The sequence below is a fragment of the Thermococcus sp. P6 genome (genome assembly GCF_002214525.1).
GTDB lineage: Archaea > Methanobacteriota_B > Thermococci > Thermococcales > Thermococcaceae > Thermococcus.
The window spans coordinates 537091-559789 of the sequence record NZ_CP015104.1 but is presented as its reverse complement, the minus strand read 5'-3'; the positions used below and the strand labels follow the sequence as shown (position 1 = coordinate 559789).

The window sequence follows — 22699 nt, the reverse complement described above, 5'->3', positions numbered from 1 at the left end:
GTTCTCCCTCTTTTTCTGAAGTATTGTTAGAAACTTAAACCTAACGCCCTACTGCTTATCCTGACAGTATGCCCGGGAGAATCCCAATTTTTAAATACTTTGAAGTAGTTCTCTCTCCCGATGGGATATGTTGAAGTGTCAGATTTGCAATGCGACCTATCCGGATGTTTTCCGCCTGAAGTGCGATTGCGGGGGAATCCTTGATGTCATCCACGAATTCGAAGAACCTTTCGAGAGTCTCCTGAAGAAAGAGCATGTGGATATCAGAAGATATCTAAACCTTCTGGCAATGAAAGAGGAGTTTGCACCCTCCCTTACCCCTCCAATAACGCCCATTACAGAAAGGACATTCAAATGGGTCAGGGTCGCCTTCAAGCTTGAATACCTGATGCCCAGCGGTTCATTCAAGGACAGGGGGACCTACGTAACCATCGCAAAGCTGAAGGAGGAGGGGATAAAGGAGGTCAGCCTCGACTCATCCGGAAATGCTGCAATAAGCCTTGCCCTCTTTGGAAGAAGCGAAGGAATCAAAGTGCACGTCTTCATACCCAAGAGCACGAGTGAAGGTAAAAAGAAACTCCTGAGGCTCTTGAAAGCGGAGATCCATGAAGTGGATGGTTCCAGAATGGAGGCACATGAGAGGGCTAAGGAATTCAGGGAAGGGGTTTACGTGTCTCACTGGTACAACCCGTATTTTCTGGATGGAACCAAAACCTTTGCATATGAGGCATTTGAAGAAGGCGGGGAATTCGATTATGCGATTATCCCTGCGGGAAGTGGCACTTTGCTTTTGGGCGCACACAAGGGGTTTAGAGAACTTCAGAGGCTTGGGAAATTAAAGAGAATCCCGAAGCTTATAGCAGTTCAGGCAGAAGGTTTTGAAAGTTTAATGGAAAGGGGCAATGAGAAGAACACGCTTGCGGAAGGAATTGCCATTCCAGAACCTCCAAGGAAGGTGCAGATGAAGAGGGCGATCAGGGAGACGAGAGGCACCGTGGTATCGGTGAACGAGAGGGAGACCAGAGATGCATGGGAGGAACTGCTTTCAATGGGCTTTTTGGTGGAATCAACTTCCGCAGTGGCATTTGCTGCATTTAAAAAGCTTTTAAAGAAAGGGTTTTTTGAGGAGGAAGCCCGGGTGCTCATGCCCCTAACGGGCTCGGGATTTAAAAATGTTGACATAATGATGAAAATTTTTTCATGAATGTGCTGAAGATTGAACAAGGGGCTGGTGGGCCCGCGGGGCTTCGAACCCCGGACCTCCCGCTTATCAGGCGGGCGCTCTGACCAGGCTGAGCCACGGGCCCTTAAGAATTGGTGCCCCGGCCGGGATTTGAACCCGGGTCGCGGGATCGAGAGTCCCGCATGATTGACCGGGCTACACCACCGGGGCGCGTCCGAGATTAGAGAGCCTGGAGGGTTTAAAAAGTTTTTGGTGCCTCCTCAAACGCTTTTCAGGAGCTCCCTGAGGGTTCTCCTCACGGCTTCGTAGCTGTTCATCCTCGGCCTCCAGCCGGTTTCTTTTGCCTTCTCTATGCTTAAGAGCATAATCTTGACGTCACCTTTCCATCCCCTTCCGCCGTCGACGCCACCGGTGAAGCGGAACTTCGGCCTGAGTCCCATCGCCTCGCTCACCAGCTCCGCTATCTCCGTAACCGTTATCCAGTCCTCGTTGCCGAGGTTGTAGACGTCGAAGGTTCTCCCGCCTTTTCTGAAGTGCTCGAAGATGTGGAGCATGCCCTCGACGGTATCGCTCACGTGGAGGTAACTCTTCCTCTGCGTTCCGTCGCCCAGAATCTCAAGCTCCTCAGGGTTTCTGCGGAGCTTGTTGATGAAGTCGTATATAACCCCGTGGTTTGAGCGCTCCCCTATTATGTTGGCAAGGCGGAACACGAGGGCCCTGAAGCCGAAGGTGTGGGCGTAACCGCTTATCAACGCCTCTGCGGCGAGCTTTGCACCGCCGTAGACGCTTATCGGCTCTAGGGGTGCGTAATCCTCTGGAGTGGGGAGTTTCTTGGCGTCGCCATAGACCGTTGATGAGGAAGTGAAGGTTAGTATCTTAACCCCCTCTTTTCTCATCGCCTCGAGCAAATTGTAGGTGATTAATACGTTGGTTTCGTATAAGAGCTGAGGGCTTTGGGACCCGATCCTCACCTCGGGATTTGCCGCGAGGTGGAAAACGGCATCCACCCCTCGGATGCTCTTTCTCACGATTTCAGGATCCCTCATATCCCCCTTAATGAATTCAAAGTTCCCGTTGCCAAGCCATCTTTCAACGTTCTTCATATCTCCCGCACTTAAATCGTCAAGAACCCTGACCTCGTGGCCCTCTTCCATAAGTCTGTCGACGAGGTGAGAACCTATGAAGCCAGCACCGCCCGTTACGAGGATTTTCATTTTATCACCACCGAGGTTACTATGATTTTCATTTTACCACCAAGATTACTATGACAAAGAATGTGAACTACCCCTCGCTTACGCAAGGGGCTTCCTGCTTCATTGAGGAAACTTGCCCCTCAATCACTGCCAGAGCAGTAACGAGGAGTAGAGGTCTCCCCTCCACAGGCTGAAAGGGCCGTCCCAGCCCCCTTGCCAGTATTCTATTAGCTGAAATAAAGTCTCTGCAAGGATCGTCGAATGTTAATCCTTCTGAAGTGTCCCTCGGGTTCACCTTCAGAAGTATCCTACCAGCTCTCTCAGCCTTGTAGGACAGCATCTGAAGGAATTTGCCCCAGGAGGCATCCAGTATCTTAGAGCTTAACCGATGGTTTTTAACCATGTTCCTTATTTTCAGATTCTCAACTACTATGACGTCGTAATTATTCACGTAAAATCTTGAAAGCTTGTGGAGGAAATCATCACGCTGATTTACAAGCTTCTCATAGGTTTTAGCAAGCTTGATTCTGCATTTCTCCCAATTTTTGGAGCCCTTCTTTTTCCTTGATAAGTCTTTCTGGAGTTTTCTTATCCTTTTCAGGGTTTTCTCGTAAAATCGTGGGTTCTCAATTTGTCTCCCGTCAGAATCTGTTGAGAAGTATCTTAAGCCAACGTCAATTCCAATAGCTTTACCGGTTTTCGGTAATGGTTTGGGTTCATCCTCTACCTGGAAAATAGCATACCACTTCCCGGATTTTTCTCTTTTTATTATCACCCCTTTAATCTTACCTTCAATTTTGCGATGAACTTTGATGGGAATTGCTCTTACCTTGGAAAGAATCAATTTATTATTTTCAATTTTAAATCCTGATTGATTGAAGTTAAGAGTCTTGAAGGAATTTCCGGTTTTATAGCGGAGCTTACCGATCTTCTTTCCATTCTTCTTCAATCTGGATAACGCTTTGATGTTCGACCAGAGCTGATAATTCACCATCTGCAGAACCTTGGAATAAACTTTTTTCAGCTCTGGTTTCTCCTCTTTCTTTAATTCCACGATCCGGGATTGGGTGTCCTTCTGGGTAATTTTTCTCCCTTGTTTCCTTGCCTTATTTAGTTCATACAATAATCTGTTGTAGAGCCATCTGCATAGTCCAAGCTGCTCATTCAGCCTTGTCTGGATTGTTTTTGATGGATATAAGCGGTATCTGTAGCTCAGCATTTCACCTGCTCCACGTGTTTTTTAGCAGAGAACCATATAATCTTTTCGGCTCTCATCCCCTCCCTTTTTGGAAGGGACTTCCCGCCGATAGGGTTAAATAGCTTTTCAACAGTCAGAATCCGGGGGAATGCCATGAAAGTTTTGATAATGGCCGGCGGCTATGCCACTCGTTTGTGGCCGATCACAAAGGCCAGGCCAAAGCCGCTTTTACCTGTTGGGGATAGGTATATCATCGATTACATCCTTGAAAAAACGAGGGATCTGGGTCTTGAGGTTTACGTGTCCACCAACAAGTTCTTTGAGAAGCATTTCAGGGACTGGGCTGAAAAGAACAATGCTGAACTCATTGTGGAGGAGACGATGAGTGAAGAAGAAAAGCTGGGCACCATGGGGGCCATTAAATACGCTGTATCGGAGCTTGGTGTTGATGATTACCTAATAGTTGCCGGGGACAACCTGTTCTCCTTTTCCCTGCAGGACTTTTTGAGGCGTTACACCGGAAAGCCTTTGATAGCCGTCTATGACGTCGGCGACTTTGAGCTCGCAAAGCGCTACGGTGTCGTGCTCCTTGAGGGAGATAGGGTCATTGATTTACAGGAGAAACCCCTGCAACCAAAATCCACCTTAATAAGCACGGGAGTTTATGCCTTTCCGGGGGATGTGATGGGGAAAGTTGAGGAGTACCTCGAGAATGGTAACAGGGATTCCCCGGGTTATTTCATAGAGTGGTTGTTGAAGAAGGGTGTTGAGATCCACGCATACAGGTTCGATGATTACTGGTACGACATCGGCTCGGCCGATAGCTACCTCGGGGCCATGAAGACCCTGCTTAAGGAGAGCAAAATTGAGGAGATTCAGATAAGCCCTTACTCCAAGATAATCCCGCCGGTGGTGATTAAAAAGGGTGCTAAGATCCTTGGGCGGTCAATAGTTGGGCCCTATGCTTACATCGGGGAGAACTGTGTAATTGAGAACTCTGACGTGAGTGACTCCATCATATTCAATACCACGGTGATAAAGGGTTCAACCATATGGCGTTCAATAATCGATGAAAAATGTGAAATAAGGAATCTGGAGTTAAAGAAGAGTTTGGTCGGGGGGCATGCGAAGATACAGAGGGGGGATTGAGCTTAGGGGTTGGTATGAAGGTGCTCTTGGCCGGAAGGGAAAAATTAGGGTGATATTAGTATGAAACAGATCTTAGAAAACCTGTCTAAATTTTTCCTTTCAGTTTAAGGCTTTTAATCGCCCTCTTAAGATTTTCATCATCTTTTTTCTCGTAATAGCTCGGATCAACGTATTTTGGTTTCCTTTTCACAAATTCTGAACCCTCTTCAAAAATTTCCACTAAAATCCTCCCATCCATGTCATTTGGAATCGGCAGGCCGAAAATGTGGAGTATAGTTGGGGTAATGTCATAGATTTTTGCGTTTTCTATTTTGTGACCCCTCTTAACTCCCGGACCATAAGCGAGAAAGATACCATCTATATGATGAGTTCCAAACGGGGAATGAATTTCTTCTATCACAGGTGCATTGAGATCAACGGATGTTGAAAGACCATAACCCTTTTTCAGCAGAAACACAATGTCTGGTGCCTCATCCAAATAGGGCCCAGAGTATATATCTTCTTTTTTATAAGCCTCTTCAACAACACGTTCTCCGGTTTTCGGATCTTTTAGGCTTAAAAGCTTTGATATCAATTCATTTCGAAGGTTTAAATATTCCTCTTCATCTTTAACTTTATCACGGTTAATTGAGAGATATTGCGAAGCTCCAGTAAACAAAATACCGGGATAAACAAGACTTTCTTTAAGATCAATTTCTACAGTGGAGGAAGGCAATCTTGATTTAAGGCTTACTGGAATGTATTTACGTATCCATTCCAAATGGAGTTTCCTTAACATACTGAGAATAAATGCTTGGCTGATCCCTAATTTCATCAATATTGAGCTTCTTGAATTCTTCCCTGTTTTTTCTTTTCTTTTGACCTTAACATACCCCGTCTCATAGAGCAATTTGGTTATGTTGAAACACTTTTTGAACTCACAAAATCCATGGTCAGACATCAAAATAACAAATGTGTCTTTTGGAATGCTCTTTAATATGGTGGCTAAGCTTTTATCTATTTCCATGTACACCTTGAGAAGCTTTTCTTTATTCTGAAATTGTTTATGTTGAACCACGTCGGTACCCCTGAACAAAACAAAGAAAAAGTCCCAGGGTCGTGTTTTCATTAAATGAACAACTGCTCTTGTCCTTTTATTTATTGTACTGATAATTTCGTCTATGAATTCTTCAGTATCCCATTTGGTTTTTACAACCTCGGGATTGGGTTCTATGATGTACCCAAGTTTTTCCAGTTCTTTCGAGATCTCAGGAGGAGACGTGTAATCATTGGCCCTGGGAGGAGTCAGCATCCCAGAGACCATTACGCCATTGATTTTTTGGGGAGGGTATGTGACAGGATGGTTAATGATCATTGATTTTTTACCGTAAAAACCAAGGTAATCCCATATCTTCTTGGATTTTACATCTGAGGATTTCACGATCCTGACTTTAGCAGTTTTGGTATCAACGATCAGGAAGTTGTATATCCCAAACTTTGCAGGGTTCTTACCCGTGGCAAACGCCGGCCAGGCAGGCACAGTAACGGGAGGCAAAGTGCTTTTTAAAATTCCCCAAGAACTTCCTTTGAGAAGTTCCTTGAACGTGGGGAGCTTTCCCTCTCTAACAAAGGGCAGAATAACATCCCATGTGGCTCCATCCAGACCAATTGTCACTATCTTTACATTAGCCATGTGCCTTCACCCAATGATTTTTGCATATATTTTTAAAATTTGGTCAACAATGTTCTCCCATGTGAATTTTTCCGCGTATTTTCTTATCTTCCCCCTGTCCCAGTCTTTTTCTAAAGCAATTAAAATCTTTTCTGCTAAACATTTTGAATCCCTTGGAGGACAGAGCAGGCCATAATCCTCGGAAGTTATGATCTCGGGAACCCCACCAACGGTAGTTCCGACGAACGGTAAGCCCACACCAAGGGCTTCGAACATCACCGTGGGGTTACCCTCACTCGAGCTTGGAAGAACGAAAACGTCAGCAGAATTCATCCAGAGGTATAGCTCATCATCGGGAACGAATCCGAGAAGTTTGACGTGGTTTTGAAGACCAAGTTCGTTAATCTGCTTCTGAAGTTTGCCTTTCAAAGGCCCGCTTCCACCTATAAAGCACAGGACATCCTTCCTTTGCTTTAGGACTTCCGACATTGCTTGGATTAAATAGTTGAAACCCTTACGTTCTATTAATACCCCCAAACTGAACAGAATTTTATTGTCTTTAGGCAATCCCAAAGATTCTCTTGCACTTTCTTTTTTAATTGTCTTGAGTCTCTCTGGACTAAACCCATTGGGAACAAAAAACACGTTTGGATTAAACTCCTTTAAAAGAGTAATATCCCTTTTGTTAACCCTTATTAACGCGTCAGCATTCTCCCATGTCCAATGAATTTTTCGATTTTTTGAGTTATACTCTCTTAAGAGCCAGTCCCTATTTTCATGAATTGTTATTACTACTGGAACGTTAAACCTCTCCCCAAGTTTTACCCCAGCATACCCGCTTGGCCACGTAAAATGAGCATGAACAAGATCAAACGTAAGTCCCTCCCGATTGATAACCTTCAGAGCAGCCTTGAAGAAATTATCACCCAACCGTCTTCTAAAGTACTCCACCGGTAAGTGAAAGAACCTCGGGTAATACGCGCGGACGTTGTCATACTCGTAGTCTCGAAGTCCTCTTCTCCCTCCGTAAGGCTGGGGGGAGATAATATAAACCTCTTTAAAATAATCCTTTAAATATTCTACCTGCTCTTTTACAAATATCCCACCGTAATATGTATTATCCTCGTCCGGATACGAGTTTGTGAGTATCAGGAGGGTTTTATCTTTGAACTTCATTAAACACCACCATTCAAAATCTTCGCGATTTTTTCACTTGCTTTTCCGTCTCCGAACTTGTGAGTGTAGGTTCCACCATCCGGCTCGAATTCCTTAATTGCATTAAGTATCTTCTCCTCATCAGCCCCGACCAGAACGTTCCACCCATCCTCAACCGTCTCCACCCATTCCGTCTTCTCCCTTAAAGTAATGCAGGGAACCCTCAAAAAGTAGGCTTCTTTCTGCACGCCACCGGAATCCGTTAAAATCTTCCTTGCATTCTTCTCAAGCATGAGCATGTCCAGATATCCAACAGGCTTAATCAAAAGCACGTTCCCAGCACTCTCAAGCTTCTCATACAAACCATAATTCTTCAGAGCCTTCATGGTCCTCGGATGGGCTGGAAAGACTATTAAATCGTTAGATTTAATGAATGCGTTTATTATGTTCTCCAAATTTCTTCTATTGTCCGTGTTTTCAGCCCGGTGAACGGTCGCAAGGTAATATTTCTTTGGTTTTAACCCTAATTCGTCTAATATTTTCAATTTCCTCTCGGCGATTCTAACGTTGTAAAGCAACGCATCCAGCATGACATCCCCCGTCAGGTAAACTTCCTCCCGTATCCCCTCGTTGTACAGGTTCTTTACTGCGGTTTCCGTGGGAGCGAAGAGGTAATCGCTAACGTGGTCCGTCAAAACCCGGTTGACTTCCTCGGGCATTCTCCTGTCGAAGCTCCTCAAACCGGCTTCAACGTGAGCGACCTTAATGTGGAGTTTTACTCCAGCCAGAGCACCGGCCAGCGTTGAGTTGGTGTCACCATAAACCAGAACCAAGTCAGGTTTTTCTTTGAGCAGGACTTCTTCAATCCTCTTAAGCATTTCTCCTGTCTGGTAACCGTGAGTTCCGGAACCGACTCCAAGATTGTAATCCGGTTCTGGAATGTTTAACTGTTCGAAGAATATCTTGTTCATTTCATAATCGTAATGCTGGCCCGTGTGAATCACAACCTCCTCTATTCCAATTTTTCTGAACTCTCTTGAGACTGGAGCCATTTTAATGAACTGAGGCCGAGCACCAACAACCGTGACAACCTTCATTTTAATCCCCCGTATAATTTTACAAGTTTCCTTTCCATGTTCTCCCAGTTATATTCTTTTAAAACTCCCTTTCTTCCGTTATGACCCATCTTTTTAATCAACTTTGGATTTTCCATGAGGTAAATTACCTTCTCTTTGACGTCCTCTTTGTTGTATTCAACTGTGACTCCACACCGGTATTCCTCCACTATGTTACCCATAACGGCCTCTTTTAATACAATTGTCGGAACTTTCAGGCACATAGCTTCAAACAGTTTGTTTGGTGTTGCAAGGCGATTGTTAAGTAGTTTGGGGCTATAGATGGCAAAGGTTGCATGTGATTTGGACAACTCTTCAAGTGCTTTTCTGTGTGGGAGGTATCCAAGGAACAAACAATTCTCCCGGCACTGCTTTTTTATTTCACTCTCTAATTTTCCAAATCCTGCAATCTTGAGGCGTATCCCCAGTTCTTTTGCAATTTCGATCATTTCAGTGATAAACCTCCCGGCAGATAAGACGCCGCCGTAAAAAATTGTGAACTTGTTGGATTTTTTGCTTTCTATTTCTATTGGTGATATCGTGTTCATAACAACCGAAATCGGTTTGGATCTTCCCTTTTCTCTTATGAGCTTTATGAATGCGTCATTGACAACAATTGCATGATCCGGCATGTTGATGATCCCATTTTCGAGCTTTTGGATAATTTTAGCCATCCTTGGGTTTTCCTGTTCGACTAAACTCTCATAAAGGTCGTGGATATCATAAACCCATTTGGTGCCCTTGAGTTTCTTTATTAAAAGACCTAACAATGCCGTGTCAAAATCATGAGTATGTACAACATCAAAATCTTCCCTTAAAAGGATTCCGAGCACTTTGAGATAGAACAGGGGTACCTTAAGCAGAAAATCCAGAAAATCTCTGTATCTGGAGCTGATGCGGATCCTGATCACTTTTATTCCGTCTAACTCCTCTTCCCTTGGGTATTTTCCCTCCCGGTCCCAGGCGATAACGTAGACCTCATGGCCGTGTTTAACAAGACTTCTGGCTTCTTTGTAAACCCTCGGATCGGGCTTGAACGGGTTCGTTACGATCATTGCCACCCTCATTCAATCACCTGAACGCCTTTTTCCCGAACAACAATCCCGCCACGAATCCAAGACTTATTAAGTTATGGAAAAGGAACATGACAGGAGGTAGGGCCAGTGCATCCGCGTTCTCCCTTTTTAGGGCGAGTCTAAGGGCTTCCACGAGCGTAAGCATCCAGTAACCGAGGAAGACCCATGGTAAGGATTTCACAAAGGGAAGGAGCAGTTCCAGCCCGAGGAAGGCAAGGGGGAACAGCCATAAAAAGGAGAAATGGCCTTTCCTGATTGCCACAGCCTTAACGGCCCCGTAATTGAAAGTCTGCTTTAGGAAACCCTTCCATGTGGAACGTGCGTAATAGTAGCTCTTGATACCCGGATCGAAATACAACCTGTATCCGTTTCTGTTTATCCTTAAATTGAATTCAAAGTCATTGCCTACGATCATATCCTCATCGAAACCGCCGATCTCCTTTGCTACGCCTCTGTCGTAAAGGGCGAAAGCGACGGTTTTTGCAAAATGGGGCTTCTCCTCGTACCAGAAGCTGCTCGCGCCGGAGAGGGGGGAGGAGTATATCAGCGCCACGAACTTGGCCAGACGGTTCTCAAAGAGCTTTATTATCCTCCCCCCAACCCCGGCAAGTTTTGGCTCCCTTTTTCTAACCTCCAGGAACGTCTCAACGCTCTTCCTTAGAAAGTCCCTTTCAGGATAGGCGTGGGCGCCGAAGATCACGAACAGTTCTCCCCGGCCCTCTTCGATCCCCATGTTAAAAGCGTAAACCTGTCTCCTCTTTGGATTAATCCGGTAAGACACCAAGGCCGGGTAGTTTCTCTCGAACTCTTTAACTATCTTTGCGGTCCCATCGGTGCTCATGCCGTCGTAAACGAGTATTTCATACCTGTCCCTGGGGTATTCCTGATTGACCCACTCTTCCAGACACTTTCTGATGTACTTCTCCTCATTGTAAGCCGGAATGATGACTGTGACGAATGGTTCCATGGTTCCACCCTGAGTAACGTTTATATCCTAGGGAATTCTATTGGTATCGGTGTTACCAATGGCCGAGGAACCTAAAAAGTATTTCGTTCATCCCCTTGCGGTCGTGGAGGAAGGTGCCGAAATAGGGGAGGGGACGAGGATTTGGCACTTCGCCCACGTAAGAAAGGGGGCGAGGATAGGAAAGAACTGCAACATCGGCAAGGACGTTTACATAGACGTTGATGTTGAGATCGGCAACAACGTGAAGATTCAGAACGGGGTGAGCGTTTATCACGGTGTTAAGGTTGAGGATGACGTTTTTCTCGGCCCGCACATGACCTTCACGAACGACCTCTATCCAAGAGCATTTAACGAGGAATGGGAAGTGGTTCCGACTCTGGTTAAAAAAGGCGCCTCAATAGGGGCCCATGCGACGATAGTCTGCGGGGTAACGATTGGTGAATATGCCATGGTCGGAGCAGGGGCTGTTGTAACCAGGGACGTTCCACCCTTTGGGCTTGTCTTCGGAAACCCGGCGAGGTTAAAGGGTTTCGTCTGCTACTGCGGAAGGCCACTGAAGGAAAAGGTCGGGGAAGATGAGAATCACGTGATTTTTAGATGTTCCCACTGTGGCCGGGAGGTTAAAGTTGACAAGGAAGACTACGAGAGGTATTTAAAGGAAAAGGATCTGTGAAAATTTAAGGGGAGGGTTGAAGATGATTCCAATAGCCAAACCTCTGATCGGGGATGAAGAAATTAAAGCCGTTGTTGAAGTTTTGAAAAGTGGAATGCTTGCCCATGGAAAGGAAGTTGAGGCATTTGAAAAGGAATTCTCGAGTTATCTGGGGGTGAAGTACGGGATAGCAGTTGCCAACGGAACGGCAGCTCTGGACGTTGCATTGAAGGCCCTTAGGATCAAGGCCGGGGATGAGGTCATAACCACCCCCTTCACGTTCATAGCCTCTGTCAACTCAATACTCTTTCAAGGTGCAAAGCCGGTTTTTGCGGACATCGATCCTAAAACTTACAACCTTGATCCAAACGATGTTCTGGAGAAGATCAATGAGAGGACCAAAGCTATAGTGGTTGTTCACCTCTACGGCCAGCCGGCCGATATGAAGGCTTTTAAGGAGATTGCGGAGGATCACGGACTTTACCTCATTGAGGACTGTGCCCAGGCCCATGGGGCGGAGTTTGAGGGCCAGAAAGTCGGAACCTTCGGTGATATAGCCGCCTTCAGCTTCTATCCAACAAAGAACATAACGACTGGTGAGGGAGGAATGGTGGTTACCAGTGACGAGGAGCTTGCCAACAGGGCCAAACTCATAAGGAACCATGGACAGGCCGAGAAGTACCTCCACGTGGAGCTCGGGTACAACCTCAGGATGACCAACATAGCTGCAGCTATCGGCAGAGTCCAGCTTAAAAAACTGGATAAATGGAACGAGAGGAGAATAGAGAACGCCAGGGCTCTGACGGAAGGAATAAGGGAGATCGATGGCCTAATCCCTCCGTACGTGGATAAGAGGGTTAAGCACGTCTTTCACCAGTACGTTATAAAGGTGGAGGATTTCCCCGTGGGGAGGAATGAACTCATGGAAACGCTGAGGGAAAGGGGAATCGGAACGGCCGTGCACTATCCAATCCCTGTTCACCATCAGCCATTCTACCAGAAGCTTGGCTATCCAAAAGACTGCTGTCCGAACTCAATTGAAGCCGCGAAGAAAGTGCTGAGCCTGCCCGTACATCCGGCCGTTGGAAGGGAAGAGATCGCTTATATAACGCGGACACTTAAAGAGATCGGCTATTCGTAGAAACGGTGACGGTTATGTTCAAGGAAAGCGAATATGAGAGATGGATGAAGGAAGCCAGAAGAACGTTGAAGTCTGCTTATCTGGATCTGCAACAGGGATACTATGAGTGGGCCAGCTTTAAATCCCAGCAAGCGGGGGAATTGGCTGTCAAGGCCATTTTACGGGGTTTAGGCCTTGCCCCAGTGGGACATTCCATAACCCGGCTTTTTCGGGAACTGAAAGACAGGGGGTTTGGCATTCCAAAAACGATTCTATACCGTGCGATGGAACTGGATAGGAACTACATAACTCCTCGTTATCCGGATGCGTATCCCGAGGGCTCCCCCTATGAATACTACTCCGAAGAAATAGCCAGAGAACTCGTTTCCTATGCTGAAACGATCATCAAGTTTGTTGAGGGTCTTAAAGATGAACTTGGAAGAACTTAATGGTTTTGTTCAAAGGCTTGTCGATTATCTGGGGGGTGAAGCTACGGTAATCCTCTTCGGCTCCTACGCCAGAGGAGATTATAATCTGGCGAGTGATTTCGACATAATCGTGGTCTCTGATAGACTAAAGGGGAATCCTCTCAGGAGAACTAGGGAACTTTACAGGCTAAACGAGGAATTTCTTCCCGTGGACATAATAGCGTACACGAGAAAGGAGTTTTTGAGGGCAATGGAAAACCTCTCACCTTCCGCCCTGGATGCGATGAAGTACGGGAAGGTGCTCCATGATGATGGATTTTATAAATTTGCAAAGAGGAAATTTGAAGAACTTAAGAAAAAGGGATTGAGAAAAGAGCGGTACTGGATGATGGCCGGGTGATCAAAATGCTCCGTGTAGGTGTTGTTGGCGTTGGAAACATGGGAAGACATCACGCAAGGATTTACTCTGAGCTGTCAAGGGAAGGAAAGGTAGAGTTTGTTGGTGTTGCTGATGCCAACGTTGAGAGGGCTAAGGAGATGGCTTCCAAATTTAAGACGGATGCTTTCGGTGACTACAGGGATTTAATAGGTACGGTTGACGCGGTCAGCATAGCCGTCCCGACTTCCCTTCACAGGCAGGTTGCCATGGAGTTTATTGAGAACGGCGCCAGTGTTCTGGTGGAAAAGCCCATAGCCGAGAGCATTGAAAGTGCCAAGGAAATTATATCCGCAGCCAAGAGGAACAACGTCACCCTGATGGTCGGGCACGTGGAGAGGTTCAACCCGGGCGTTCTGAAGCTGAAGGAGGTTCTTGAGGATGGGATCCTTGGTAGGGTAGTCACTATGAACGCCAAGAGGGTTGGCCCGATGGTCACGAGAATAGCGGACGTTGGGGTGATAGTTGACCTGGCGGTTCACGACATAGACGTGATGAGCTTCATCTCGAACTCCCGGGTTAAGGAAGTTTACGCAAAAGCAAGGAACGTTAAGCATCCTGCCAAAGTGGAGGACTACGCACTGATCCTGCTCGGCTTTGAGAACGGGGTTGATGGGATTATAGAAACCAACCGTTTAACCCCTCACAAAACCAGAACCCTAACAGTCGTTGGCACCGAGGGGATAGCACAGCTTGATTACATAGAGCAAAGCCTTAAGGTATACAATAGCGAATGGGTCAGAGAGGCCAAGATTCAAAAGAAAGAACCCCTGAGGCTTGAGCTTGAGCATTTTGTTGAGTGCGTTGAAAAAGGAGCGAAACCTCTGGTGTCGGGAGAAGATGGGTTGCATGCGCTTGAAGTTGCCGTGAAAGCCTTGGAAAGCGCTAAAAGAGATGAAGTTGTGAGAGTGTGATCGAAATGAAGCTACTCGGACTGGACAGGGAAAAAGTCAGAAACGCCATTGAAAAGGGAAGGGTAACCGTAGCGGTCTACGGACTGGGCAAGATGGGCCTGCCCCTCGCCGCGGTTTTTGCGGAGCATGGGGCTAAGGTCATTGGGGTTGACATCAATGAGAACGTAGTTGAGATGATCAACAGAGGAGAGAACCATGTTAAGGAAGAGCCCGGGCTGGACGAGCTTTTAAAGAAGAACGTCGAGGAAGGTCGCCTGAGTGCCACCACCGACGGAGTGGAGGCCGCCAGAAAGGCGGACGTGATGGTGATCCTCGTACCGACCCTGACGGATGAGAGGGGGAACTTAAAGCTCGATCCTGTTTACGATGTAGCCCATAAGATTTCTCAGGGGCTGGAGAAAGGGGATGTGGTCATCACGGAGGCCACGATGCCCCCCGGAACGACGGAAAGCATTATTCCAATACTCGAGGAGAGCGGTCTCAAAATAGGAGAATTTGGACTCGGACACGCTCCGGAGAGGACGATGACCGGGACGGCAATCAGGGATATAACCGGCCAGTACCCGAAGATAGTGGGGGCGAGCGATGAAAGAACACTTGAAGCCCTGATCGGGATTTATGAAACCATAAACAGAAAGGGAGTCATCCCGATGAGTTCTATAAAAGCCGCCGAGGCCGTAAAGGTCTTTGAGGGAATTTACAGAGACGTTAACATAGCTCTGGCCAACGAACTTGCCCTCTGGTGTGAGGAGCACGGTTTGGACGCTTTGGAGGTCTTCAAAGCCGCAAACACCCAGCCCTACTGCCATCTGCACATGCCGGGGGCGGGGGTTGGTGGTCACTGCATACCCGTCTATCCATGGTTCGTCATTAACCTCGCCGGAAGAACCAATCCAAGGCTGACAAAGACCGCCAGGGAAATAAACGATTCAATGCCCCATCACATCGTTGAGCTTGTAATAAAAGGCCTGAACGAAGCTGGAAGGCCGGTAAAGGGAAGCAACGTTCTTGTTCTTGGATTGACGTTCAGGGGCGGCGTTAGGGAGTTCATGAAAGCAGCAGCTAAACCTATTATCCAGGAACTTAAGGAATGGGGTGCCAGTGTTTATGCCTACGATCCCCTGTGCACCCCCGAAGATGCGGAGCGCTTTGGTGCCACATGGAAGGAGGATTTCAAAGGCGTGGATGTCGTGGTAATCACCGCGGACCACAGGGAATTCAAAAAACTCGACCTTAACAGGATGTCGGCTGAGATGAGGAGTAAAGTAATAGTGGACGGCAGGAACGTTTTGGATCCAGAAGAGGTCGAAAAACTGGGTTTTGGATATTTCAGAGTTGGTAGGGTCAGAAACCCGTGAAGAGGAAAATTTTGGGTATTGTTTTTGTTTCTTTCCCCAGACCCGGTAGCAGAAGCCTTAATACGCCTTCAAACGCCCACGTCTAAGTTTTTAAAAGACATTTAAGCATCCTTCTTCTTGTGATATTGGTGTCGTTTTCCTGTTTTATCCGCCCTTGTTTTATCCTCAATTAGTTAAATCCAGCATGGATTTACCGGTTGGAAATCTACTATAAAATCATGCTTGTTTTAAACATCTTAAAATCGTAAAATTTATATTGGAGAAAAATTAAACTCTTTCGATCAGCATGAGGGAAAAGGTTCTGATCGTCCTCATGGCCCTGGCTTCCATTTCGGCCCTTTACTACATGGGCAGTCAGACCAACGCCGTTCCCCTTGAAAACGCCGGAAAGGGAGATCTCGTGGAGTTCCAGGGTCTGTGCGTCTATTCCAGCGGGGATTTCTCCGTCCTCTACAACGGAAGCGCGAGCGTGGCGGTCTTCGGAGGCATGGAAGTTGGAAAGGCTTACAGGATACTTGGAAAGGTCGAAGATCCGGAAAAAGATCGCTTGAAGCTTCTTGAGATCAACGAGACATCGCCGGAATTTCTTCCGCTGGAAGCGATCGAGGGAGCGTACTGGAGCGACTGCCGACTTTTAACCCCTGAGAGGGTCTACATGTATCCATGCCTGAACGTCTCGAAGGGGGAATACCTGCGAGCTATGGGCCTCTTCTACAGGGGAAAGCTCTACGTCGTGAACTACACGGTGATTGATTTCAGGAACACCCCTGAAGATGGGATGCCCCTCCGGATAGAGGGTTCCGTCATCTACGGAGGAAACCCGGCCACGATCTGGAACGGCGAGCCCGTAAAGGTCTACCTGCCCTACGGGATGAAATTAAAGCCCGGAGATTACGTGAGGGTTCTCGGCATAGTGAGGCTTTACTCCACCCTCACGGTTTACGTGGAGGACCGACGGGACGTTGAGGTTCTCGGAAAGGCCGTAAAGAGGCCCATCGGAGAGGAGAGCGTGGGAGAGATAGCCTACGGCGAGTGCCTCGTCTCGAAGTCCAACAAAAGGTATCTCAAGCTCAACTGCACTTCCCTTCCCCTGTACGGCTTTTTCGCTCATGTAGGGGATTCGATTAAGTTCCAGGCGATAAGGAGGGAAAATTCCCTCTACTGCCTGAACTGCGAGGTCTCAACTCCGAGGGAAAGACTGAACAACACCATCTGCAGGCCCGTGAAGGGACCCTCGAAAATAGAGGGAAACGTCGAGTGGGTTAAGGTTTACGCAAACGGCTTCGGACTGGCGAACGTGACGGATGGAAGCTGCTGGGTTCTTCTAAAGCTGAGGAAGTCCCTCGGCGTAACCCTGAGGGAAGGGGAGCATGTGGTTGCCTTCGGTTACCACACCACCTACAGGGGAATGGGGGCCTTTGAGGTCTATTCACGTGAAGACGTGGTGGTAAAGTGATAAAGGAGCTCATCCTTGGAGTCCTCGGGGGAACCGTGACGGGTTTGACACCGGCCCTCCATGCGAACACCCTGGCTTCGATACTCGAGGGCGTGGACCTGCCCCTGAGGGGCCTTTCCTTCGTCCTCCTGATCTACGCCATGGGTCTGACCCATACCTTCCTTGATGCATTCCCATCCACCTTTTTCGGGGTTCCGGAGGAGGGGACGGCCCTCGCCATCCTCCCGGCCCACAGGCTGGCGATGGAAGGAAAAGGCCTCGAGGTAGTTAACATCTCCCTGAAGGCGAGCCTGCTGGCCGTGATTTTTTCCACGGCCCTCTTCCCCCTCTATTCCGCCCTGGCCCCGCATTATAATCCCCTCATGGGAAGGATCGCGGTGGTCTTCCTCGCGCTCCTCATAATCCTCACAGAGAGCGGAATAAAAAAACTATACGCCCTGCTGGTCTTTCTGATGGCGGGGGCGCTTGGAATCGTCAGCGAGCTCTTTCCCCTCAGGGAACCTTTCTATCACCTCTTCGTCGGCCTCTTCGGTGTCCCCGTGATTCTGCTATCCCTGAGGAACGAGGGCAGGGTTCGGGCGGGGGATGAGGGGATAAACATGGAAACCCCGGAACTGGTCCGTTTCTCCCTCGCCGGCACGTTCTTCGGGATGCTATCTTCCATGCTTCCGGCCTTTACCCCCTCTCAGGCGGCCCTTGTTGGGACCTTCTTCACGAAGGGGGAGAGGCCCTTTTTAACCATAGTCTTCTCCGTAAACACCGCGAACTTCGTCTTTGGACTGGAGAACTTCTACCTCACGGGGAGAACGAGGAACGGGATACTGGCTTTGATGGGAGAACACTACTTCCCCATAAGCCGGTGGGAGTTTCTAATCCTGCTGGTTTCTTCCTTTGCAGTTGCCGGCCTTGTCAACCTCTACGGCCTGCCCCTTTCCCGGTTCGTGGCAGGGTTGCTCGAGAACTTCAGCTACAGGAAGCTGAACCTCGCGGTTCTGGTGTTGCTCTTCACCGGTTCTTTTCTTCTCGATGGGCTCTTGGGAGTGCTTCTTTTGGGTGTCTCCTCGCTCGTCGGCCTCTCGGCCCCCCTCCTCGGGGTTAAGAGAACCGCCTGCATGGGCGTGCTGATGCTACCCATAATCATAGGCCCGAAAGCTTTATAATTTTAATTAAATATAATTAAACCACATTAAGGAGGTGAGAAGATGGCGGATGAAAAGAAGTACACGACAGTTTCCATACCGAAGCCGCTCTATGAGAAGATAAAGAAGAGAATCGAAGGCACCGGGTTCACTTCAGTTTCGGACTACGTAACCTACGTTCTGAGGGAGGTTCTGGCGAGCCTCGAAGAGGAGGAGAAGGAAGAGGTCTTCAGCGAAGAGGAGGAGGAGAAGGTCAAGGAAAGGCTCCGCGCCCTTGGCTATCTCGACTGATCCTTAAGGTGATACCATGGTCTCAAAGCCACACGGAGGCAGGCTCGTCAGGAGGACGGTGGCGAGGAAAACACGCGAGAGGATCCTGAGCGAGCAGGAGGAATATCCCAGAGTCCAGATCGATCACGGCAGGGCGATAGACCTCGAGAACATAGCCCATGGCGTTTATTCCCCTCTAAAGGGCTTTCTTAACAGGGATGATTTCGAGAGCGTTCTCGAGCATATGCGCCTGAGCGACGACACCCCGTGGACGATCCCGATAGTACTCGACATCAGGGACAGAACCTTTGACGAGGGCGATGCGGTCCTCCTCTACCACGGTGATCTTCTAGTGGCGAGGATGCACGTGGAGGAGATATACACCTACGATAAGAAGGAGTTTGCCCGGCACGTGTTCAAAACCACCGATAGGGCCCATCCCGGCGTGGCCCGCCTTATGGAGATGGGCGATTATCTGATAGGCGGTGAGATCGAACTTTTGGACGAGCTTCCGAATCCCTTTGCGGAGTACACCCTCAGGCCGGTCGAAACGAGGGTTCTCTTTAAGGAACGCGGGTGGAGGAGTGTAGTGGCCTTCCAGACGAGGAACGTGCCCCACATGGGCCATGAATACGTTCAGAAAGCCGCGCTAACCTTCGTTGACGGCCTCTTCATCAACCCGGTCCTTGGAAGGAAGAAGAAGGGCGACTACAGGGATGAGGTCATAATAAAAGCCTACGAGACCCTTTTCAGACATTACTACCCCAAGGACGCGGCAACCTTAGCAACGGTCCGCTACGAGATGCGCTACGCCGGGCCGAGGGAAGCAGTACACCACGCGATAATGAGGAAGAACTTTGGGGCAACGCACTTCATAGTGGGAAGGGACCATGCCGGTGTTGGGGATTACTACGGGCCCTACGAGGCGTGGGATCTCTTTGAGGAGTTCCCGGACCTCGGGATAACGCCCATGTTCATCCGCGAGTCCTTCTACTGCAGGAAATGCGGTGGAATGGTCAACGCAAAGATCTGCCCCCACGATGAGGAGTTCCACGTCCACATAAGCGGCACAAAGCTTAGAAGGATGATAATGAACGGCGAAAAACCTCCGGAATACATGATGCGCCCCGAGGTCTTCGAGGTCGTGAGGAGCTTCGAGAACCCCTTCGTGGGTTAGGAGAAGGGTTATATTTCCTTTTACAAATTTCCAGTTGGTGAGGAAATATGGAGGAGATTGAAGTTGTGTACGAAAGGGGGGTGTTTAAGCCCCTTAAAAAGGTGAAACTCAAGGAGGGCGTTCACGGGAAAGTGGTAATCAAGATGGGGATAGCGGAGATCATAGAAAATTTCAGCAGGAAAGTGAAAAAGGACGCGCTGAAGGAGTTTCTGGAGGAGAGGCGATGATCGTTGTAGACACCTCTGTGTTTATTGATGCAATTTTTGAGTACGAGAAAGCCAGAACATCTCTGGCTAAAACATTTTTTAGGAAAGTTCAAGAGAAGAACATTCCGATCATAGAGCCCGATGTTTTTAAAATAGAACTTATTGGCCAATTGATCAGAAGGATGCCGAGAGAGGAGGCCAGTAGGTTATACGAACTGATTATTGAGAACGTGGAAATCTCTGAGATAAGTAAACTTAGAGAAGTTTCTTTTGAGATCGCCTTTCAGACCGGGTGTCGGGCTATAGATTCGTTTTACATTGCAGTCTCCCATTCCACAAACGGTATTCTGGTATCAAACGATAGATTCCAAGTCGAGAGTGCGAGAAAGTACAATGTCAAGGCATTTTACCTTTTAGAAGAATTTGAAGAGCTGGAGAAGACACTTGGGTGAGGTTGGGCAAATGGATGTATTGATCCACCACTGGGACACTGACGGCGTGACTTCGGCCGCTCTACTCGTTAAGGCCCTTAATCTGGAAGAATTCGAGAATTTAACCCCGCCCATAGGGGAGTTCCGCTTCGATGGGAGGATAAAGAGGGCCATTGAAAGGGCCGAACGGATCTACGTTCTCGATCTGAACCTGCCCCATGAGGTGGAGGGAATCGGGAAGGAAGTTATCTTCATGGATCACCACATCCAGCCAAGGATCAGGAACCCCAAGGTGAGGCAGATAAACCCCTCTCTCGGCGGAAAGTACTACCCCTCCTGCTCTCTCGTCATCTCGGAGCACTTTGGAATATGGAACGTCTGGAGCGCCCTCGGTGCCGTTGGGGATGTCGGAGAAAGGGCCTTTGAGCTGGAAAAGGTCAGGGAGCTCCTTGAAAAGGAAGGAGTGACAGAGGGGGAGGCTTTAAGGATGGTGGAGCTCATCGATTCCAACTACATCTCAATGGACAGGGAGGGCGTTGAGGAAGCCGTTGGGATACTCCTCAGGAAGGAGGCAAAGGAGCTCCTCGACTACGATCCGTGGGTGCAGAAGGCCCGGGCAATAGGGGAAGCCATCGAGGATGCCATCTCAGAGGCCGAAGAGAGAAACGGCTTTGCCATAGTTCACTTCGAGAGTCCCTTTAACATCATCTCGAAGGTGGCTCGTCGGCTCGTCTGGGAGATGAACTACCGGGGGGCCCTTGTGGTTAACGAAAACTTCCATGGGAAGGCTCAGGTCTACTTCAGGATATCGGGGGAAGAAGCCGGAAGGATTGGGATGGGCGAGGTCATTGAGCGCGTTAAGGCCCTCGGTGTCAACGCCGGCGGAAAGGGGGAGGTTCTGGGATGCATCTGCGATAGGGATAGAATCAGCGATGTGCTCTCAATCATCGAGGAATACGTGAGGTGAGGAGGATGGAGTTTGAAAGGAAGGTTCGGGAAGGAATCGAGGGGACGAAGAGGGTTCTCGTCATGGGGCTCGACTCGGCACCTCCGGAGCTGATGTTCAACCGCTTCTACGAAGAAATTCCAAACATGAGAAGGCTCATCGAAAGGTCAGTCCACGGTCCGATGCGGACGGGAATCCCGGCGATAACAATTCCCATGTGGATGGTGATGGTCACGGGCAAAACGCCCGGCGAGCTCGGCCTTTACGGGTTCAGGCACAGGAGGGGAAATTCTTACACCGACTACTGGATAGCCCACAGCAGGAAGGTGAAGGAGAAGACCCTCTGGGACCACCTCGGCGAGCGGGGGAAGGAGTCCATAATCGTGGGCGTGCCACCCACCTACCCGCCGAAGCCCATAAAGGGGCACCTCGTGAGCTGTTTCATAACTCCCGATGCCAGCGTTGACTACACCTACCCAAAGGAGCTGAAGGGCGAGATAGAGAGGCTCGTCGGCGAGTACATCTTCGACGTTCCCTTCAGGAAGGAGGCGAAGGATGAGGTGAAGGAGGGCCTCTGGGAGATGACGGAGAAGAGGTTCGAGGTCATCCGCTACCTCCTGCAGGAAAAGGACTGGGATTACTTCCACTTCGTTGAGATAGGCCTTGACAGGGTTCACCATGCCTTCTGGAGGTACTTCGATGAGAACCACCACCTCTACCCCGGAAAGGGAAATCGATACGAGAACGTCATCAGGGACTACTGGAAGCTCCTCGACAGGGAGATCGGGGAGACGCTGAAGCTCGTGGACCTCGAGGAGACGGCCGTCTTCATAGTCTCGGATCACGGCATCAAGGCCATGCACGGCAACTTCGCGGTGAACCAGTGGCTTGCCGAGGAAGGCCTGCTGAAGGTAAGGAACCCGGAAGTTCTGCACGACGGGAAGGTAAAGCGTTTCGAGAGCCTTGAGGTTGACTGGAAGGACACAACGGCATGGGGATGGGGAGGCTACTACTCGCGCGTCTTCCTGAACGTGCTCGGCAGGGAGAAATCCGGTAAAGTGCCGCTTTCCCGGTTTGAGAAGGTGAGGGACGAGGTGGCAGAGCTTATAAAGTCGATACGCGGCCCGAATGGAGAGAAGTGGGACACGAAGGTCTTCTATCCAGAGGAGATATACCCCGTAACGAGGGGGAACAGGCCGGACATAATGGTCTACTTCGACAACCTCAACTGGAGGGCCGCCGGAACGGTCGGACATCCGGGCAACTACCTTCCCGAGAACGACACGGGGCCGGACGATGCGAACCACTCCGAGTTCGGGGTCTTCTCGATGTACCTGCCGGGCTTCGACGAGAGCAGGGCCACGAGGTTGTCCATCTACGACTTCGCCCCGACGATGCTCAGGCTCTTCGGGATTGAGGAGCCCCTCCCGGAAATGCACGGGAAGAGCATACTCTAACTCCTGAGAAATCAGAGGTGAT

At 48.9% G+C, this 22699-nt stretch carries 23 protein-coding genes and 2 tRNA genes; 16 read left to right on the top strand and 9 right to left on the bottom strand.

The window, feature by feature from the left end:
- Positions 1-127: 127 nt before the first annotated feature.
- Positions 128-1204 (top strand): pyridoxal-phosphate dependent enzyme, encoded by a 1077-nt coding sequence (locus A3L12_RS02995; protein ID WP_088882235.1) that lies wholly within the window; start codon positions 128-130, stop codon positions 1202-1204.
- Positions 1205-1229: 25 nt separating this feature from the next.
- Here the strand turns inward: A3L12_RS02995 and A3L12_RS02990 are convergent.
- The 4 genes from A3L12_RS02990 to A3L12_RS02975 all read right to left on the bottom strand — a co-directional run bounded on the left by A3L12_RS02990 (position 1230) and on the right by A3L12_RS02975 (position 3595).
- Positions 1230-1307 (bottom strand) — tRNA-Ile (locus A3L12_RS02990).
- Positions 1308-1315: 8 nt separating this feature from the next.
- Positions 1316-1393: transfer RNA gene (locus A3L12_RS02985), tRNA-Glu, on the bottom strand.
- 50 nt (positions 1394-1443) lie between these two features.
- Entirely contained in the window at positions 1444-2397 is a 954-nt protein-coding gene (locus A3L12_RS02980) for an NAD-dependent epimerase/dehydratase family protein (RefSeq protein WP_088882234.1), read from the bottom strand.
- A gap of 67 nt (positions 2398-2464) precedes the next feature.
- Positions 2465-3595, bottom strand: a complete 1131-nt coding sequence (locus A3L12_RS02975; RefSeq protein WP_088882233.1) for an RNA-guided endonuclease TnpB family protein — start codon at positions 3593-3595, stop codon at positions 2465-2467.
- Positions 3596-3727: 132 nt separating this feature from the next.
- Between A3L12_RS02975 and A3L12_RS02970 the strand changes: the two genes are divergently transcribed.
- Positions 3728-4723 carry a sugar phosphate nucleotidyltransferase gene (locus A3L12_RS02970; RefSeq protein ID WP_088882232.1) on the top strand — a complete coding sequence of 332 codons (996 nt, stop codon included), beginning with the start codon at positions 3728-3730 and terminating at the stop codon, positions 4721-4723.
- 85 nt (positions 4724-4808) lie between these two features.
- On the opposite strand, the gene A3L12_RS02965 is transcribed toward A3L12_RS02970, so the two are convergent.
- The 5 genes from A3L12_RS02965 to A3L12_RS02945 are packed head-to-tail and all read right to left on the bottom strand — an operon-like array spanning position 4809 to position 10687.
- On the bottom strand, positions 4809-6395 hold the full coding sequence (locus A3L12_RS02965; protein ID WP_088882231.1) for an alkaline phosphatase family protein: 1587 nt from the start codon (positions 6393-6395) through the stop codon (positions 4809-4811).
- A 6-nt stretch (positions 6396-6401) separates the two neighbouring features.
- On the bottom strand, positions 6402-7550 hold the full coding sequence (locus A3L12_RS02960; RefSeq protein WP_088882230.1) for a glycosyltransferase family 4 protein: 1149 nt from the start codon (positions 7548-7550) through the stop codon (positions 6402-6404).
- Complete coding sequence (gene wecB / locus A3L12_RS02955; RefSeq protein ID WP_088882229.1) at positions 7550-8626, bottom strand: non-hydrolyzing UDP-N-acetylglucosamine 2-epimerase; 1077 nt, start codon at positions 8624-8626, stop codon at positions 7550-7552. The genes A3L12_RS02960 and wecB overlap by 1 nt, the downstream gene beginning before the upstream one ends.
- On the bottom strand, positions 8623-9711 hold the full coding sequence (locus A3L12_RS02950) for a glycosyltransferase family 4 protein (RefSeq protein WP_088882228.1): 1089 nt from the start codon (positions 9709-9711) through the stop codon (positions 8623-8625). The genes wecB and A3L12_RS02950 overlap by 4 nt, the downstream gene beginning before the upstream one ends.
- A gap of 4 nt (positions 9712-9715) precedes the next feature.
- The gene (locus A3L12_RS02945; RefSeq protein WP_088882227.1) at positions 9716-10687 is read right to left on the bottom strand and encodes a glycosyltransferase; all 972 of its coding nucleotides are present in this window, start codon (positions 10685-10687) and stop codon (positions 9716-9718) included.
- 58 nt (positions 10688-10745) lie between these two features.
- On the opposite strand from A3L12_RS02945, the gene A3L12_RS02940 reads away from it, so the two are divergent.
- The 14 genes from A3L12_RS02940 (at position 10746) to A3L12_RS02875 (ending at position 22677) form a co-directional block, all read left to right on the top strand.
- Positions 10746-11360, top strand: coding sequence for an acyltransferase (locus tag A3L12_RS02940; protein WP_088882226.1), 615 nt, complete (start codon positions 10746-10748; stop codon positions 11358-11360).
- Positions 11361-11382: 22 nt separating this feature from the next.
- Entirely contained in the window at positions 11383-12480 is a 1098-nt protein-coding gene (locus tag A3L12_RS02935) for a DegT/DnrJ/EryC1/StrS aminotransferase family protein (protein WP_088882225.1), read from the top strand.
- Positions 12481-12494: 14 nt separating this feature from the next.
- Complete coding sequence (locus tag A3L12_RS02930; protein ID WP_088882224.1) at positions 12495-12908, top strand: HEPN domain-containing protein; 414 nt, start codon at positions 12495-12497, stop codon at positions 12906-12908.
- Positions 12889-13287 (top strand): nucleotidyltransferase domain-containing protein, encoded by a 399-nt coding sequence (locus A3L12_RS02925; RefSeq protein WP_088882223.1) that lies wholly within the window; start codon positions 12889-12891, stop codon positions 13285-13287. Before A3L12_RS02930 ends, A3L12_RS02925 begins: the two co-directional genes overlap by 20 nt.
- Positions 13288-13292: 5 nt before the next feature.
- Positions 13293-14237: a UDP-N-acetylglucosamine 3-dehydrogenase gene (locus A3L12_RS02920; protein WP_088882222.1), complete on the top strand. Its 945-nt coding sequence runs from the start codon at positions 13293-13295 to the stop codon at positions 14235-14237.
- Between the two features lie 5 nt (positions 14238-14242).
- Positions 14243-15595 (top strand): nucleotide sugar dehydrogenase, encoded by a 1353-nt coding sequence (locus A3L12_RS02915; RefSeq protein ID WP_088882221.1) that lies wholly within the window; start codon positions 14243-14245, stop codon positions 15593-15595.
- A 286-nt stretch (positions 15596-15881) separates the two neighbouring features.
- Positions 15882-17051, top strand: a complete 1170-nt coding sequence (locus tag A3L12_RS02910) for a hypothetical protein (RefSeq protein ID WP_088882220.1) — start codon at positions 15882-15884, stop codon at positions 17049-17051.
- Positions 17048-18211 (top strand): tripartite tricarboxylate transporter permease, encoded by a 1164-nt coding sequence (locus A3L12_RS02905; protein ID WP_088882219.1) that lies wholly within the window; start codon positions 17048-17050, stop codon positions 18209-18211. Before A3L12_RS02910 ends, A3L12_RS02905 begins: the two co-directional genes overlap by 4 nt.
- A gap of 42 nt (positions 18212-18253) precedes the next feature.
- The gene (locus tag A3L12_RS02900) at positions 18254-18481 is read left to right on the top strand and encodes a ribbon-helix-helix domain-containing protein (protein ID WP_088882218.1); all 228 of its coding nucleotides are present in this window, start codon (positions 18254-18256) and stop codon (positions 18479-18481) included.
- A 16-nt stretch (positions 18482-18497) separates the two neighbouring features.
- A complete protein-coding gene (gene sat, locus A3L12_RS02895; RefSeq protein ID WP_088882217.1) occupies positions 18498-19637 on the top strand; it encodes a sulfate adenylyltransferase in 1140 nt (379 codons plus the stop codon).
- A 47-nt stretch (positions 19638-19684) separates the two neighbouring features.
- Positions 19685-19864: an antitoxin family protein gene (locus tag A3L12_RS02890; RefSeq protein ID WP_088882216.1), complete on the top strand. Its 180-nt coding sequence runs from the start codon at positions 19685-19687 to the stop codon at positions 19862-19864.
- Positions 19861-20295: a type II toxin-antitoxin system VapC family toxin gene (locus A3L12_RS02885; RefSeq protein ID WP_088882215.1), complete on the top strand. Its 435-nt coding sequence runs from the start codon at positions 19861-19863 to the stop codon at positions 20293-20295. The genes A3L12_RS02890 and A3L12_RS02885 overlap by 4 nt, the downstream gene beginning before the upstream one ends.
- Before the next feature lie 10 nt (positions 20296-20305).
- A complete protein-coding gene (locus A3L12_RS02880) occupies positions 20306-21241 on the top strand; it encodes a DHH family phosphoesterase (protein WP_088882214.1) in 936 nt (311 codons plus the stop codon).
- Positions 21242-21246: 5 nt separating this feature from the next.
- Positions 21247-22677 (top strand): alkaline phosphatase family protein, encoded by a 1431-nt coding sequence (locus A3L12_RS02875; RefSeq protein ID WP_088882213.1) that lies wholly within the window; start codon positions 21247-21249, stop codon positions 22675-22677.
- Positions 22678-22699 lie beyond the last annotated feature (22 nt).

Excerpts from the sequence above, each read along its gene's own strand:
- A3L12_RS02875 (WP_088882213.1), top strand. The coding sequence starts at position 21,247 with ATGGAGTTTGAAAGGAAGGTTCGGGAAGGAATCGAGGGGACGAAGAGG.
- A3L12_RS02940 (WP_088882226.1), top strand. The coding sequence starts at position 10,746 with ATGGCCGAGGAACCTAAAAAGTATTTCGTTCATCCCCTTGCGGTCGTG.
- A3L12_RS02890 (WP_088882216.1), top strand. The coding sequence starts at position 19,685 with ATGGAGGAGATTGAAGTTGTGTACGAAAGGGGGGTGTTTAAGCCCCTT.
- A3L12_RS02960 (WP_088882230.1), bottom strand. The coding sequence starts at position 7,550 with ATGAAGTTCAAAGATAAAACCCTCCTGATACTCACAAACTCGTATCCG.
- A3L12_RS02950 (WP_088882228.1), bottom strand. The coding sequence starts at position 9,711 with ATGAGGGTGGCAATGATCGTAACGAACCCGTTCAAGCCCGATCCGAGG.
- A3L12_RS02900 (WP_088882218.1), top strand. The coding sequence starts at position 18,254 with ATGGCGGATGAAAAGAAGTACACGACAGTTTCCATACCGAAGCCGCTC.
- A3L12_RS02880 (WP_088882214.1), top strand. The coding sequence starts at position 20,306 with ATGGATGTATTGATCCACCACTGGGACACTGACGGCGTGACTTCGGCC.
- A3L12_RS02970 (WP_088882232.1), top strand. The coding sequence starts at position 3,728 with ATGAAAGTTTTGATAATGGCCGGCGGCTATGCCACTCGTTTGTGGCCG.
- A3L12_RS02935 (WP_088882225.1), top strand. The coding sequence starts at position 11,383 with ATGATTCCAATAGCCAAACCTCTGATCGGGGATGAAGAAATTAAAGCC.
- A3L12_RS02925 (WP_088882223.1), top strand. The coding sequence starts at position 12,889 with ATGAACTTGGAAGAACTTAATGGTTTTGTTCAAAGGCTTGTCGATTAT.
- A3L12_RS02975 (WP_088882233.1), bottom strand. The coding sequence starts at position 3,595 with ATGCTGAGCTACAGATACCGCTTATATCCATCAAAAACAATCCAGACA.
- A3L12_RS02965 (WP_088882231.1), bottom strand. The coding sequence starts at position 6,395 with ATGGCTAATGTAAAGATAGTGACAATTGGTCTGGATGGAGCCACATGG.
- A3L12_RS02930 (WP_088882224.1), top strand. The coding sequence starts at position 12,495 with ATGTTCAAGGAAAGCGAATATGAGAGATGGATGAAGGAAGCCAGAAGA.
- A3L12_RS02915 (WP_088882221.1), top strand. The coding sequence starts at position 14,243 with ATGAAGCTACTCGGACTGGACAGGGAAAAAGTCAGAAACGCCATTGAA.
- A3L12_RS02885 (WP_088882215.1), top strand. The coding sequence starts at position 19,861 with ATGATCGTTGTAGACACCTCTGTGTTTATTGATGCAATTTTTGAGTAC.
- A3L12_RS02995 (WP_088882235.1), top strand. The coding sequence starts at position 128 with ATGTTGAAGTGTCAGATTTGCAATGCGACCTATCCGGATGTTTTCCGC.
- A3L12_RS02920 (WP_088882222.1), top strand. The coding sequence starts at position 13,293 with ATGCTCCGTGTAGGTGTTGTTGGCGTTGGAAACATGGGAAGACATCAC.
- sat (WP_088882217.1), top strand. The coding sequence starts at position 18,498 with ATGGTCTCAAAGCCACACGGAGGCAGGCTCGTCAGGAGGACGGTGGCG.
- wecB (WP_088882229.1), bottom strand. The coding sequence starts at position 8,626 with ATGAAGGTTGTCACGGTTGTTGGTGCTCGGCCTCAGTTCATTAAAATG.
- A3L12_RS02910 (WP_088882220.1), top strand. The coding sequence starts at position 15,882 with ATGAGGGAAAAGGTTCTGATCGTCCTCATGGCCCTGGCTTCCATTTCG.
- A3L12_RS02945 (WP_088882227.1), bottom strand. The coding sequence starts at position 10,687 with ATGGAACCATTCGTCACAGTCATCATTCCGGCTTACAATGAGGAGAAG.
- A3L12_RS02980 (WP_088882234.1), bottom strand. The coding sequence starts at position 2,397 with ATGAAAATCCTCGTAACGGGCGGTGCTGGCTTCATAGGTTCTCACCTC.